The sequence below is a fragment of the Methylocystis rosea SV97 genome (assembly GCF_000372845.1).
Taxonomy (GTDB): Bacteria; Pseudomonadota; Alphaproteobacteria; order Rhizobiales; family Beijerinckiaceae; genus Methylocystis; species Methylocystis rosea.
Map to the genome: position 1 here is coordinate 3,041,876 of NZ_KB889963.1, position 13,215 is coordinate 3,055,090.

Below are 13,215 nucleotides of genomic sequence, written 5' to 3' on the forward strand. Positions count from 1 at the left end.
CGGCGCGTCCTTAGGTTCAGACCATGATTTCGAAAAGCGCGAGTCGTCACTGGGACAGGATCATGCGCCGATCGAGCCTTCTCGCGCCGGGCGCGGCGTCGCCCGCATAGACCAGTTCAGCCCGCCCCCTGTCAATGGCGACGCTCACCCTCACTGGAACAGCATGCATTATCGAGCTTATCGTCTTTGGAAGCGGCCATGGTGACGCGTCGTGCGACCATCGCAGGTCTGGGCGCGCTGGCGACGCAGTTGGTCCTGCCGAGCGCCGAAGCGGCGCAAGCGCCGCCCTATCAGCTGGGCGAATGGACGGGCGACAGTTTCGCGCCGATGCACGCGATCCGCGACGGGCTTTGGCGCGCGCCGCTTTCGGCCCCCGAGCAGCGCGTCGACGTCGTCGTCATCGGCGGCGGAATCGCCGGCCTCGCCGTCGCGGCGCTGCTACGGGATCGCAACGTGCTGGTCCTGGAGCGCGAGTCGGAGCCCGGCGGCGTCGCCAAATCGGGCCGCTGGCGCAATGTCGACTATGCGCTCGGATCAGCCTATATCGTTGACTTATCTGATCCTTTCAGGGCGCTCTACGAGACGTTGGGCCTCGCGCCGCACCCCGTCAGCGAACCGGTCGACAGAGCGCTGTCGGGGGCGGCCGGCGCGGAGGATCCAAGGGACGGGGAATGGCGCGGCGCCTATGACCGTCTAAAGGGACTTCTGCGCCGCCTCGGCGAGAGTCCGGACTTTCCCAAGATCCCAATCGCCGAGGCGTCGGCGCCGGCGCTTGCCCTCGACAGGCTGTCGCTCCTCGACTTCCTCCGGCGCGAACATATCGACGCCGAACTCTTCGGCCTGCTCGACGCCTACTGCCTCTCAGCGCTCGGCGCGCCTACGGCCGAAATCTCCGCCTATGCGGGCGTCAATTTTCTTTCGGAGATCAACGCGCCGATCTACGCCTTCCCCGGAGGCAACGGCGCGATCGCCCGCGCTATGGCCGCGCGCCTGTCGCGCGCCGGCGAAGGACGCATCGTCACCGGCGCCGCGGTTTACGCAATCGAGCCGGCGGAAGGCGGCTACGCCCGCGTGGGCTGGTTCGACGCGCAACACCCTGGGGAGCCCCGCTGTCTTGAGGCGCGCTGGGCGGTCGTCGCCGCGCCTTATTTTTTCGCCGGCCGTATTCTGCGCGGGGTCGATCCCGCCGCGACGGCGCAAATGACCCGGTTGCGGCAGGGTAGCTACCTCGTCGCCAATTGCTGTTTCGAGGGGACGCCGCAGGAGCTGCCCTACGACAGCTGGGCCCTGGGCGCCCAGAGCTTCAGTGACGCGATCAGCGCGACGGCAATCCTGCCCGCCGCCGAGCGGCCCAAGGATCACAGCGTCCTGACCGTCTACGCGCCGTTCCGTGACCCTGGCGCGGGGCGGGCGCGCCTCCTCACCGGCGACCGCGCCGCCTTCGCCGCGCCGATCGTCGAAGAATTGCGGCGTTTCATGCCTGAGGCGTTCGGCGGGGCGCGGCTCGCGGAGGTGCGGCTGACGCGCTGGGGCCACCATCACCTCATCGCCGCGCCGGGGATCGTCGCCACGATGCGCGCCTTGCCAAAGCGCTTCGGCAATGTGCTGCTCGCCCATTCGGATGGACAGGGCATGCCGGCGGTCGAGAGCGCCATCGTCGAGGCCCTGAGCGCCGTCGAAGTCATCAAAAAGGGCTGAGGCGCCCTATTCCACCGTCACGCTCTTGGCGAGATTGCGCGGCTGATCCACGTCTTTGCCCATGAAAGTCGCGACGTGATAGGCGAGGAGCTGCGCCGGAACGGCGTAGACGATGACCGCAAACGGGCCCGCGACGCTTTCGGGCATTTCGATGAAACCGGCGAGCTCGGCGGCCGCGGCGTCCCGAGCGTGCGGCGAGCCAATCAAGATTAAGTGACCGCCGCGCGCGGCGACCTCCTGCAGGTTCGACACGGTCTTCTCGAGGCTCGCATCGGGGGGCGCCAACACGATCACCGGCATGGCGTAGTCGATCAGCGCGATCGGCCCGTGCTTCAGTTCGCCGGCGGCATAGCCCTCCGCGTGGATATAGGAAAGCTCCTTGAGCTTCAGCGCGCCTTCGAGCGCCAAAGGAAAAGCGGTTCCACGCCCGAGATAGAGCACGCTCGAAGCCCGCGCCACGTCACGCGCCACGGGTTCGATCTGCGCCTCGTGAGCGAGCGCCTGCGCCATCTGCCCCGGCGCGGCGACGAGCTCGGCGACCAGTTCGCGTTCGCGCTCCTTGCTCAGAACGCCGCGCGCGCGGCCCAACGCCAGCGCCAGACAAGCGAAAACCGCGAGCTGACAGGTGAAGGCCTTGGTCGAGGCGACCCCGATCTCGGGGCCCGCCAATGTCTGCGCCACCGTGTCGCTCTCGCGGGCGATCGTGGAGGTCTCGACGTTGACGATCGAGAGAATGTGCTGGCCCTGCTCGCGGGCGTAGCGCAGCGCCGCGAGCGTATCCGCCGTTTCGCCCGACTGCGAGACCAGAATCGTCAATCCATTCTCGGGCAGCGGTGCCTCGCGGTAGCGAAATTCCGACGCGATATCGATTTCGACCGAAAGACGGGCGAAGCGCTCCAGCCAATAACGCGCCACGAGGCCAGCGTAATAGGCCGTGCCGCAGGCCGAAATGGTCACGCGCGAGAGCGTCTGCGGGTCGAATTTAAATTCGAACGGCAGGCGCACGACGCCCTCGGCGAGATCGAGATAATGCGCGAGCGTGCGGCCGACGACCTCCGGCTGCTCGTGGATCTCCTTGGCCATGAAATGGCGATAGTTGCCCTTGTCGACCTGGAAGGAACCGGCCAGCAGCGGCTGGAAGCGCCTCTCTACGAGATTGTCATTGGCGTCATGGAAACGCGCGCTTTCGCGCGTCAGCGTCACCCAGTCGCCCTCGTCCAGATAGGCGATGGAGGTCGCGAATGGCGCGAGCGCCAAGGCGTCGGAGCCGAGATAGGCGCCTTCGTCGCTCCAACCCACGGCGAGCGGCGAACCGCGCCGCGCGCCGATCAGAAGATCGTTTTCGCCCTCGAATAGGAAGGCCAGCGCAAAGGCGCCCTTGAGCCGCTTCAGCGCCGCCGCGACAGCTTCTTCAGGCGACGCGCCGTTGCGCAGCTGGTCGGCGACGAGATGGACGACGGCCTCCGAGTCGGTCTCGCTCGAAAAGACATGGCCCTTCGCCGTCAGCTCGGCGCGCAGCTCGCGGAAGTTTTCGATGATGCCATTATGAACCACCGCGACGCGGTCGTTGGCGTGCGGGTGGGCGTTGTTCTCGGTGGGGCGGCCATGGGTCGCCCAGCGCGTGTGGCCGATGCCGATGGCGCCGGAGAGAGGCGCGGCTGCGAGCTTCTCTTCGAGGTTTTTGAGTTTGCCGCTCGCCCGCACACGGGTGAGCCGACCGTTCTCCAGAGTGGCGATCCCGGCCGAATCATAGCCCCGATATTCGAGACGTTTCAGCGATTCGATGATCTTGCCGGCGACCGGACCTGTTCCGATGATTCCCACAATGCCGCACATGACGACCTCCGAGAGCATAATAGCAAGAGAGCCGCCAAAAGCGGATGAGGGCAAAGAACGACGTCAAACGATCATGCACATGCTCAACGGCGTCACATTATCGTTTCTCGGCCTTTTTCGCCGCCTGCGCCATACGAAACGAGACCGCCCACCCCGCCTTTTCCATCTGCCGACCGCGCGCCACGGCGAGCGCGTCGGGCGCAACGTCCCTGGTGATGACGGAGCCGGAGCCGACATAGGCGCCCTGCCCGATCGTCACCGGCGCGACAAGCGACGAGTTTGAGCCAATGAAGGCGTTTTCGCCGATCGTCGTGCGATATTTGAGGAAGCCGTCGTAATTGCAGGTGATGGTTCCGGCGCCGATATTGGCGTTCGCGCCGATGTCGGCGTCGCCGATGTAGGACAGGTGATTGACCTTGGCGCCTCGCGCGACATTGGCGTTCTTGATCTCGACGAAATTCCCCACCTTGGCTTTTTCGGCAAGAGCCGCGCCGGGCCGCAAGCGCGCGAAGGGTCCGACGCTTGCGCCTGCGCCGACGCGCGCGCCTTCAAGATGCGAGAAGGCGTGGATCACGGCGCCGTCGGCGATTTCAACGCCCGGTCCGATGACGACATGCGGCTCAATCGTCACGTCGCGGCCGATCACGGCGTCGGCCGCAAGAAAAACGGTTTCCGGCGCGATCATCGTCGCGCCCCCCGCCATTGCGGCGCGGCGAAGACGCGTCTGCGCCAGGGCCTCAGCCTGCGCGAGCTGCATACGGTCGTTGACGCCGAGAACTTCGGCTTCGTCGGCGATGACGACTCTCGTTTCGAGTCCTTCTGCGCGCGCGAGCTCCACGGCGTCGGTGAGATAGAACTCGCCCTTGGCGTTCTTGTTGTCGATCTTTTCGAGCAGGCGCAGCGCCTCTACCCCGTCGATCGCCATCAGACCGCCGTTGCAGAGCGTGACCGCGCGTTCTTCGTCGCTTGCGTCTTTCTCCTCGCGGATGGCGACCAGGCGCCCCGCGGCGTCGCGCAGCAGCCGTCCGTAACCGAAGGGGTTGGACGCCTGAAAGCCCAGAACGGCGACGGCGGCGCCCTCGGCAAGGGCGGCGCGCAACGCGCCGATCGTCGGCGCTGTCAGGAGCGGCGTGTCGGCGAAGAGCACAAGGAGGTCGTCAGCTCCTTTAGCGATGGCGTGGCGCGCGGCGAGAACGGCGTGCGCCGTGCCGCGTCTTTCGCTCTGCACGAAGATTTCCGCCTCAGGGATAAAGCGGCGCGCCTCCGCGCCGACGTCATCGCGACCCGGCCCGACGATCACGGCGACGCTGCCGACGCCCGCCGACATGGCGCTCGAGAGCACATTGCCAAGCATCGAGCGCCCGGCGACCTCGTGCAGCGCCTTCGGCCGGTCGGATTTCATCCGCGTGCCTTCGCCGGCGGCAAGGATGATCGCGAGCGCGCTTCTTTCTGTCGGCATCTGGCGCCCAGGCTAGACGTTGGCGAAGGAGCCGGCGTCGCGACGCCGCTCAGGCCGCGGTTCTGGCAGATTCGAGCGGCGGAGCGCAAGCCGCCGCGGCTTTCGCGCGCAGCCCTCAAAAACCGCCAAGAAAACCATTTTGTCTCCTTAGCTTTCTTGTATAGAGGGGCTGTCGCCAGCCCAGCGCCGCAAAATGGCTCAATCACACGTTCATGGACCGCGCGGATCGGCCTCCTTCGGTAGCTCATGTTTGAACGTCGAGATGTTTTGAAAGCGGGCTTGGGCGCAATCGCGGCGGGAATCGTTCCGCCGCCATCAAGCGCGGGGACCGCCAGTCAGGCAGCCCCCCCGACTGTTCAAAAGCCTACGCCATTCTCGCGCGACATGGTCGTCGAACTTGCCCGCGCGCTGGCCGCGAAGCCTTATACGCCACCGCGAACCGACCTGCCCGAACCCTTCGCCAATCTCTCCTATGAGCAATTCGTCGGGATCAAGACGAAGCCAGATGCGGCGATTTGGCGTCACGACAATACGGGTTTCAGCATCGAGCCGCTTCACCGCGGCCATATTTTTGCGGCTGCTGTGGATATCTACGTCGTGGAGAACGGCGCCGCCGCGCGACTGCCTTATGAGGCGAGCCGCTTCGACTATGGGGCGCTCAATGTCCCGGAGACGCTTCCCAACCTCAGCTTTTCGGGCTTTCGGGTGCTTCACGCTCAAAATGGAGGCGCGGAAGCGGAGCTGGCCATATTTCAGGGGGCGAGCTTTTATCGGGCCGTCGCGCGCGGGCAAAATCTCGGCGTCACGGCGCGGGGCCTCTCCATTCGAACAGCCGATCCGCGCGGCGAGGAATTCCCCGCGTTCCGCAGTTTCTGGATCGAAAAGCCCGCGCTCAGCGACAACGCGCTCGTCATCCATGCTCTGCTCGATTCGCCAAGCGTCGCCGGCGTCTATCGCTTCACGCTGCGGCCGGGCGAAGCGACGCTCATCGACACCGAATTGACGCTCTATCCGCGCACGGCGGTCGATCATTTGGGAATCGCCGGTTTTGCCGGGGCTTCGCTCTTTACGCCGCTCGACCGTCCCAGGCTCGACGATTGGCGGCCGATGGTCGCCGACATCAACGGCATTCAGATGCTCAGCGGCCAGGGCGAATGGCTCTGGCGACCCGTGTCGAACCGCGAAAGTCTGCAGTTCTCCTCCTTTGTCGACGACAATCCGCAGGGCTTTGGCTCGCTGATCCGGCAGCGCGACATTGACGACTATCAGGACGACCAGCAGCACTGGGAACGCCGTCCCTCGCTGTGGGTCGAACCGCTCGGCGAATGGGGCGAAGGCGCCCTGCAGCTCGTCGAAATCCCCTCCGAATCCGAAATCAACGCCAATATCGTCGCCTATTGGCGGCCCAAGACCGCTCTCGTCGCCGGCAAGGAGACGTCCTTCGCCTATCGGCAGTTCTGGTGCTGGGAGCCACCGACGCGGCCGCCGCTGGCGATCGCCACGCGCGCACGCTCGGGCCGTGCGCCGGGCGCCAAGCTCCGCCGTTTTATTGTCGTGTTTTCCGGCGACGTGTTGGCGGACCCTCAACGCACAACGCAGCTGAAAGCGGCGTTGACGACCTCTCCGGGATTGGCGACGAATATTCGGACCTATTTGAATCCGTCGGCAAAGTCCTGCCGCGTCGCCTTCGACGTAGACCCTGCCGGCGAGAACTACTGCGAGCTTCGGCTCGTTTTGCAGTCCGACGAGCGACCGATCAGCGAGACCTGGCTTTATCGATGGACGTCGTGACCCTCGCTCCTTCAGACGATCCGCCGCGGGCAATGGAATGGGGGGGCGCCAGCTCCGATCCCGCCGCCGCCCCGCCGACCCCGATCGAGAATCGGCTGTCGATGCCGGCGCAAAACCTTTTTAAATTCGACAAGCGGCAGCAGCGCAAAGCCGAAGCGCCTTGGCTGTGGCGCACGCCATGGCTTGCGAGGATTGTCACCTTTGGCGGCGGTCTGGCGCTGACGGCCTATGGCGCTCACGAGATGTATAAGGTCGTCGACGTCGGCGGCGTGACGACATTGAAGTGGGCGCTGCTGGGGTTGTTCGTGCTGAACTTCTCCTGGATCGCGCTGTCCTTCACGAGCTGCGTCGTCGGCTTCGCTCTGCTGATGCGCCAGCGCCGGCGCCCGGCTCTGCCGACGGCGCTCGCCGAGACCACCGCCGTCGTTATGCCGATCTACAATGAGGCGCCGAGCCGGGTCTTCGCCGCCTTGCAGACGATCTACGAAGACGTGCAAGCGACCGGCCTTGGCGCGCATTTCGACTGGTTCTTCCTCTCCGACACCACCAACCCCGACATCTGGGTCGCCGAAGAACGCGCCTTCATCGGCATTCGCCGCCGGCTGGGCCCACAGGCGCGAATCTTCTACCGCCGGCGTGAAAAGAACACAGGACGCAAGGCGGGCAATATTGAAGATTTCGTCTCGCGCTGGGGCGGCGCCTATAAGCACATGGTGGTGCTCGATGCCGACAGCCTGATGAGCGGCCCGACCATCGTGCAGCTCGCCGCCGCCATGGAGGCTGACCCCGACAGCGGCATCATTCAGACCCTGCCGCTGATCATCAACCGCAACACGCTCTTCGCCCGGGTACAGCAATTCGCCGCGCGCATCTATGGGCCCGTCATCGCGATGGGGCTCACGGCCTGGATGGGCCGCGACGGCAATTACTGGGGGCATAACGCGATCATCCGCACGGAGGCCTTCGCCCGCTACTGCGGCCTGCCCGACCTGCGCGGCCGCCCGCCCTGGGGCGGCCATATCCTGAGCCATGACTTCGTCGAAGCCGCGCTTATCCGCCGCGCCGGATATGCGGTCTACATGACGCCGACGCTCGGCGGCTCCTATGAAGAAAGCCCGCCTTCGCTGATCGATTTGTCGATTCGCGACCGCCGCTGGTGTCAGGGCAATCTGCAGCATGCGCGCGTACTGCTCGGCAAAGGCTTTCACTGGGCGTCGCGGCAGCATTTTCTCACCGGCATCTTCGGCTATCTGACGTCGCCGCTCTGGCTGCTGCAGCTTCTCATCGGTATCGTCATCGTCTTCCAGGCGAGCTATTTCCGACCGGAATATTTTACCGGCGAATTTGCGCTGTTTCCGACGTTCCCGCGGTTCGACGCCGAACGGTCGCTCGAACTCTTTGGACTGACGATGGGCATTCTGCTCGCTCCGAAGATGTTGGGCCTGATCGTCGCCATCAATGAGCCGGAAACGCGCAAAGGCTCCGGCGGCGTGATCATGCTGCTGATTTCGACCCTTTTCGAAGTCGTGCTGTCCGCCCTGCTCGCGCCGATCATGATGCTGATTCAGACCGGCCATGTGCTGCACATCGTTTTCGGCTTCGATACCGGTTGGGATCCGCAGCGACGCGACGACGGCTCGGTGCCGTTTGCCGATATCGTCCGCCGCCACATCTGGCACGTGGCGCTGGGCGTCTTAAGCCTCGTCGCAGGCTTCATGATTTCGCCATCGCTCGTCGCCTGGATGTCGCCGACGATCGCCGGCCTCGTGCTCGCGATCCTGATTTCCTGGGCGACGAGTCAACGTTGGCTCGGCCTCGTTTTTCGTCGCGCCGGCGTGCTGACGACTCCCGAAGAAACCACGACGCCGCCCATCGCCAAGCGGGGAAAGGCGCTCTCAAAAGCGCTGGCGCGCGCCGCCGAAGATGACGTCAATGGTCTGCTGGCGCTCCACGCCGATCCGGAATTGCGCGCGCTGCACGAAAGCTGGCTGCCGACACGACGCCCGAGGCAGCGCGGGCAGATCAGCGCAGACCGCGCCTTGGCGGAAACCAAGATCGCCGACGCCGAGACAATTGAGGACGCAGTCAATTGGCTGAACCGCGGCGAGCGGCTTGTGGCGCTCTCCGACCGTGCGCTCATCGGCATGATCGCGCGTCTGCCGCGCCGCGCCGCTCAGGCGGCCGCTGCGCAGAGAACCCCGCGCGCTGCGGAGTGACTCGGCGGGCTTGAGACAAGGCTGATGGGTTCGTGACTCATATCTACAAAATCATTTCGCAGTCCGAGTGGCGTGCGGCGGAAGCGGCGGGCCTCTTTAACGGCGCGGCCGTCGATCTCGCTGACGGCTACATTCATTTCTCGACCGCGGAGCAGGTCGAGGAAACGGCGGCGAGATATTTCGCCGGCCAAACCGATCTGTTGCTCGTCGCCGTGGACTTCACGAAGCTGGGCGAGGCGCTCAGATGGGAGGTTTCGCGCGGCGGCGCGCCTTTCCCGCATCTTTATGCGCCGCTTTCGCTCGAGACGGTGGCGCGCGTCGATCCGCTGCCCTTGGGCCCGGACGGCCGGCACGATTTTTCGGCCGTCCTGAAATGACGGACGCCTTCGCGATCGCATCGCCGCTTTTGCGTCTGCTCGACGCTGAAACGGCGCATCATGCGACGATCGCGGCGCTGAAAGTGCTGCCCCGTCGTGCGCCGCCGGCGAATGATCCGCGTCTCGCGGTCCGCGCCTTCGGGCTCGACTTTCCCAATCCGATCGGCCTCGCGGCAGGCTTCGACAAAAATGCCGAAGTCGCTGACGCGATGCTCGGTTTCGGATTTGGCTTTGTCGAAGTCGGCACGCTGACGCCGCGCGCGCAGCTCGGCAATCCGCGTCCGCGCGCCTTTCGCCTTCTGGATGATCGCGCCGTCATCAATCGCTACGGCTTCAACAATGAGGGCCATGCGCCGGCGCTAACGCGCCTGTCGAAGCGCGCGCGGCGAGGAATCGTCGGCGTCAATATCGGCGCCAACAAGGACGCTGGCGATCGCGTCGCCGACTATGTCGCGGGCGTCAGCGCCTTCGCCGACGTCGCGAGCTATTTCACGATCAATGTGAGTTCGCCGAATACGCCGGGCCTGCGCGATCTTCAGGAGCCGGAAGCGCTTTCCGAGCTGCTCGCGCGCGTCATCGAGGCGCGTGACGCGGCGCCGGTTCGGCGGCCCCTGCTCCTCAAAATCGCGCCGGACCTCACGCTCACGCAGCTCGACGCGATCGTGCGCGTCGCGCGCGATCAGCGCATCGACGGCATGATCGTCTCGAACACGACGATTTCGCGGCCCCTAACGCTGCGCTCGCCATTGGCGAAGGAGAGCGGCGGCCTCTCCGGCGCGCCGCTCTTCGACCTCTCGACGCGCATGCTCGCGCAAACATTTTTGCGCGTGGAAGGGCAGTTTCCGCTGATCGGCGTCGGCGGCGTCGACAGCGCGGATGCGGCGCTCGCTAAAATCGACGCCGGCGCGACGCTGGTGCAGCTTTATTCCGCGCTGGTTTATGAAGGGCCAGGGCTGGTCACGCGCATCAAGCGCGGGTTGGCGGAAACGCTCGCGCGAGACGGAGAGGCGCTGGCCGCAAGGATCGGCAAAAGGGCGAAATCATTTTAGCGCCGGATGAAACGCTCGACGGGGTTTCCCCTCGATTCTCCATCGCTACTCGCCCTGTGGGGGATGCTGCGCACGCCGACTGCGCGCCGTCAGGCGGACGATTGAACCGCCCGGACGCGGAAATACGAGCTGCAAACAATCTCCCGGTCCGTTGGTGATTTCCCACGGATGGGTCAGATAGGTGCTGATCGTTTTGCGCTCTCCAGGATTAAGACCGCCATAACTCTTGTCGCTTCCGGAGAAGTCCTTCCAATAGATGCCGCGATATTCACCCGAATGATTGACGAAGGTGATCGTCGTCGCGACGTCGCTGTTTTGCGAACGCGCGCGCGGACAACCAGCATACGCCAAGGTTGCGGCTCCTAGGGAGGCAGCCGCAACAATCGCGACGCATAGCCGCAAAGACGACCGAGTTGGATTGTCTGTCACAAGGTTCCCCTTCACGGATGCGTGCACGTTGAGGGCGCGCGCCACCTATCATGACGTGCGGCCGATGCGCCGGCAACGCCGCTCAGCCGGAGGATCGCGGCTTCCATGCAACGGCGCGCGATGCTATCGAGCCCTCGATCAACGCAAGAGGAACGAAAATGACCGAGCATATCTGGCTGGCGACGGGTGAAGCGACGGTTCTGGCCGCGGACGGACAATACACGGACGCCATGCCGGAAGTGATGATCGGCAACGTCAAGGGTCCGGTCGGGCACGCCTTCGCCAGCATGGCGGGTCAGGTCGCCGGCCATCCACGCATGTTCGTCATCCGCGACCTCAACCAGCAGGTGCGGCCGTCGACCATGATGACCACGAAAATGACGGTTAAATCGGAAGATTACGTGGAGCTTCTCGGCGGAGTCGTGCAGGCGGCGACCGGCGACGCCATCGTCGACTGCATCGCCGAAGGGATTCTTCCCAAGGATCAGCTCAACGAACTCTGCATGATCATCATGGTCTGGCTCGATCCGCGTTGCGCCACCCATGCAGAGCTCGACAAGAAAGATCTCTATCGCACCAATTACGAAGCGACGAAGCTCGCGATCTCTCGCGCCATGAAGGGCGAGCCGACGGCCGACGAGCTTATCGCCAACCGCAAGAGCGTCCAGCACTACGCGCTTGAGGGCGTGTTCGAAGCCTGATCGTCCTCGCGGACGCGCACGCCGATAATCATGCCGTCCTCGAACCAGCTCGACAGAGATTGCGCCAGCCGCTCTGGCGCAATCTCGCCCGCCTGCTGAAAGGCGGTCATCTGACAAATGTCCCCGAAGGCGTGCCCGGCGCGCGCTTCGGAAAGCGCGACATATTCGTCGGGCTCGAGCTGGCGGTAGGCCGATTCATGGTCGACGCGCCATACGGCGGCATATTCGATGTGTTCGCCCGCCGCGGGCTTATCGACGTTCGCCGGCGCCTCCTCGCTGATCGCCGCGCCGTAAGCCTCGATCGTGCCGGCGACGAGTTCGAGCAGCGTGAGGCTCGGGTCGAATTCGAAAGCGAGCCGCGCCCAATCGTCGGGCGCAAAGCCCGCCAACGCCTGCACCGTCAACGGCGTTTCGTCAGCTGTGTCGAAGGCGTCGACCATGGCGCGCTCAAACAGCGCCATGGAGACGGCAGCAGCATCGTCGCGCCAGCGCGCATTTTCGCGCATGAAGTCCGGCAGTCCGGTGGTGAACCAGCGGGCGTTCGGATCGTGCGACGGACATTGGTCGATGTAGTCGTCGACCAGCGCGTCAAACGCCTCGTCTCCGAGAATCGCGCGCAGCCCCGGGTGATCCTGCGCAACAAAGTCCGCCAGCCGTACGCGGTACCCCGTCTGATAGACGTCCAGCAGCGTCTCTGGCGCGGCGCCGCGCGGCGACGGCCTTAGTTTCTTCAGGAGCGGCTTGTCCGCCTCTCCAGAGCCGGCCAGCACACGCTGCTGAAACAGAGACTGAAAATCGGCGAGCTTCATGCCGCGCTGAGCGCTCGCTCTTTTGAGATGCGGGCGTCGATATCGCGCATATTCTGGAGTTCGTCGAGAAGCTCCGCGAGCGGCGGATAATTGTCGTCGCGCTCAATCATGGCGGAGACGTCGCCGCAGCGACGACGCGCGTGCTCATAGAGCGCCCAGACCTCATCGCAGACCGGCTGGTCGTGAGTGTCGACGCGATGCGTCTCGTGATCGGTGTGACCCGCCATGTGAAATTGCACGACGCGCTCGGCCGGAACGCCATCGATGAAGGCGACCGGATCGAAGCCGTGGTTGAAGCTCGAAACGAAAACATTGTTGACGTCGAGCAGCAACAGGCAATCGGCGCGCTCGGCCATTTCGCGGACGAACTCGTGTTCGCTCATCTCCGAATCGACGAAGGACACGTAGGTTGAGGCGTTTTCAACGACCAGCCGACGCTTGAGAAAATCCTGCACCCGCTGGATGCGCTCGACGATATGCGCAAGCGATTCGCGCGTGTAGGGAATGGGCAGCAGATCGTGGAGCGTCACGCCATGAACGCCTGTCCAGGCGACGTGATCTGAAACCCATGCCGGCTCGACGCGTTCGGCGAGCGCCTTCAACTGTCGCAAATAGTCGAAATTGAGCGGGTCGGTTGACGCAAGCGACATCGAGACGCCATGCATGACGATGGGGTAATCGGCGCGTATGCGCTCCAACATCGCCAGAGGCCGGCCGCCGGCGAGCATATAGTTTTCAGAAATGATTTCGAACCAGTCGATCGGCGGGCGCGACGACAGGATCTCTTCATAGTAGATCGGCCGCAGACCCAAGCCGTAGCCAAGCGGCGCGGGTTTTTCCATGACGTGTT

The 13,215-nt window shown here is 64.6% G+C and carries 11 protein-coding genes; 6 read left to right on the forward strand and 5 right to left on the reverse strand.

What is annotated here, in order from left to right; all coding sequences use genetic code 11:
* Positions 1 to 198: 198 nt before the first annotated feature.
* Complete coding sequence (locus A3OO_RS0116090; protein ID WP_018408870.1) at positions 199 to 1,698, forward strand: flavin monoamine oxidase family protein; 1,500 nt, start codon at positions 199 to 201, stop codon at positions 1,696 to 1,698.
* A 6-nt stretch (positions 1,699 to 1,704) separates the two neighbouring features.
* Here A3OO_RS0116090 and glmS read toward each other — a convergent pair whose 3' ends face one another.
* Both glmS and glmU read right to left on the reverse strand, forming a co-directional pair.
* Positions 1,705 to 3,534 carry a glutamine--fructose-6-phosphate transaminase (isomerizing) gene (glmS, locus tag A3OO_RS0116095; protein ID WP_026223058.1) on the reverse strand — a complete coding sequence of 610 codons (1,830 nt, stop codon included), beginning with the start codon at positions 3,532 to 3,534 and terminating at the stop codon, positions 1,705 to 1,707.
* A gap of 97 nt (positions 3,535 to 3,631) precedes the next feature.
* Positions 3,632 to 4,993: a bifunctional UDP-N-acetylglucosamine diphosphorylase/glucosamine-1-phosphate N-acetyltransferase GlmU gene (gene glmU, locus A3OO_RS0116100; RefSeq protein WP_018408872.1), complete on the reverse strand. Its 1,362-nt coding sequence runs from the start codon at positions 4,991 to 4,993 to the stop codon at positions 3,632 to 3,634.
* Between the two features lie 246 nt (positions 4,994 to 5,239).
* Between glmU and A3OO_RS0116110 the strand changes: the two genes are divergently transcribed.
* Genes A3OO_RS0116110 through A3OO_RS0116125 form a run of 4 tightly spaced genes read left to right on the forward strand, consistent with a single transcriptional unit; the run spans position 5,240 to position 10,426 of the window.
* On the forward strand, positions 5,240 to 6,784 hold the full coding sequence (locus A3OO_RS0116110) for an OpgD/OpgG family glucan biosynthesis protein (RefSeq protein ID WP_026223059.1): 1,545 nt from the start codon (positions 5,240 to 5,242) through the stop codon (positions 6,782 to 6,784).
* Positions 6,772 to 9,000: a glucans biosynthesis glucosyltransferase MdoH gene (gene mdoH, locus A3OO_RS0116115; RefSeq protein WP_018408875.1), complete on the forward strand. Its 2,229-nt coding sequence runs from the start codon at positions 6,772 to 6,774 to the stop codon at positions 8,998 to 9,000. The genes A3OO_RS0116110 and mdoH overlap by 13 nt, the downstream gene beginning before the upstream one ends.
* 32 nt (positions 9,001 to 9,032) lie before the next feature.
* On the forward strand, positions 9,033 to 9,377 hold the full coding sequence (locus A3OO_RS0116120; RefSeq protein WP_018408876.1) for a DUF952 domain-containing protein: 345 nt from the start codon (positions 9,033 to 9,035) through the stop codon (positions 9,375 to 9,377).
* Positions 9,374 to 10,426: a quinone-dependent dihydroorotate dehydrogenase gene (locus tag A3OO_RS0116125; protein ID WP_018408877.1), complete on the forward strand. Its 1,053-nt coding sequence runs from the start codon at positions 9,374 to 9,376 to the stop codon at positions 10,424 to 10,426. Before A3OO_RS0116120 ends, A3OO_RS0116125 begins: the two co-directional genes overlap by 4 nt.
* A 45-nt stretch (positions 10,427 to 10,471) precedes the next feature.
* Here A3OO_RS0116125 and A3OO_RS21800 read toward each other — a convergent pair whose 3' ends face one another.
* Positions 10,472 to 10,777 (reverse strand): VHL beta domain-containing protein, encoded by a 306-nt coding sequence (locus A3OO_RS21800; RefSeq protein WP_018408878.1) that lies wholly within the window; start codon positions 10,775 to 10,777, stop codon positions 10,472 to 10,474.
* Positions 10,778 to 11,013: 236 nt separating this feature from the next.
* Here A3OO_RS21800 and fae point away from each other — a divergent pair, with 236 nt between their 5' ends.
* Positions 11,014 to 11,556, forward strand: a complete 543-nt coding sequence (fae, locus tag A3OO_RS0116135) for a formaldehyde-activating enzyme (protein ID WP_026223061.1) — start codon at positions 11,014 to 11,016, stop codon at positions 11,554 to 11,556.
* Here the strand turns inward: fae and A3OO_RS0116140 are convergent.
* Together A3OO_RS0116140 and bufB are read right to left on the reverse strand one after the other, a co-directional pair.
* Positions 11,526 to 12,365 (reverse strand): HvfC/BufC N-terminal domain-containing protein, encoded by an 840-nt coding sequence (locus A3OO_RS0116140; protein WP_018408880.1) that lies wholly within the window; start codon positions 12,363 to 12,365, stop codon positions 11,526 to 11,528. The two genes, fae and A3OO_RS0116140, sit on opposite strands and share 31 nt — an antisense overlap.
* Complete coding sequence (gene bufB / locus A3OO_RS0116145; RefSeq protein ID WP_018408881.1) at positions 12,362 to 13,207, reverse strand: MNIO family bufferin maturase; 846 nt, start codon at positions 13,205 to 13,207, stop codon at positions 12,362 to 12,364. Before bufB ends, A3OO_RS0116140 begins: the two co-directional genes overlap by 4 nt.
* Positions 13,208 to 13,215: the final 8 nt, after the last annotated feature.

What these genes read in the sequence shown, in the direction of transcription:
- glmU (WP_018408872.1), bottom strand. Translation starts at nt 4,993, where the DNA reads ATGCCGACAGAAAGAAGCGCGCTCGCGATCATCCTTGCCGCCGGCGAA.
- glmS (WP_026223058.1), bottom strand. Translation starts at nt 3,534, where the DNA reads ATGTGCGGCATTGTGGGAATCATCGGAACAGGTCCGGTCGCCGGCAAG.
- A3OO_RS0116125 (WP_018408877.1), top strand. Translation starts at nt 9,374, where the DNA reads ATGACGGACGCCTTCGCGATCGCATCGCCGCTTTTGCGTCTGCTCGAC.
- fae (WP_026223061.1), top strand. Translation starts at nt 11,014, where the DNA reads ATGACCGAGCATATCTGGCTGGCGACGGGTGAAGCGACGGTTCTGGCC.
- A3OO_RS0116140 (WP_018408880.1), bottom strand. Translation starts at nt 12,365, where the DNA reads ATGAAGCTCGCCGATTTTCAGTCTCTGTTTCAGCAGCGTGTGCTGGCC.
- A3OO_RS0116090 (WP_018408870.1), top strand. Translation starts at nt 199, where the DNA reads ATGGTGACGCGTCGTGCGACCATCGCAGGTCTGGGCGCGCTGGCGACG.
- A3OO_RS0116110 (WP_026223059.1), top strand. Translation starts at nt 5,240, where the DNA reads ATGTTTGAACGTCGAGATGTTTTGAAAGCGGGCTTGGGCGCAATCGCG.
- bufB (WP_018408881.1), bottom strand. Translation starts at nt 13,207, where the DNA reads ATGGAAAAACCCGCGCCGCTTGGCTACGGCTTGGGTCTGCGGCCGATC.
- mdoH (WP_018408875.1), top strand. Translation starts at nt 6,772, where the DNA reads ATGGACGTCGTGACCCTCGCTCCTTCAGACGATCCGCCGCGGGCAATG.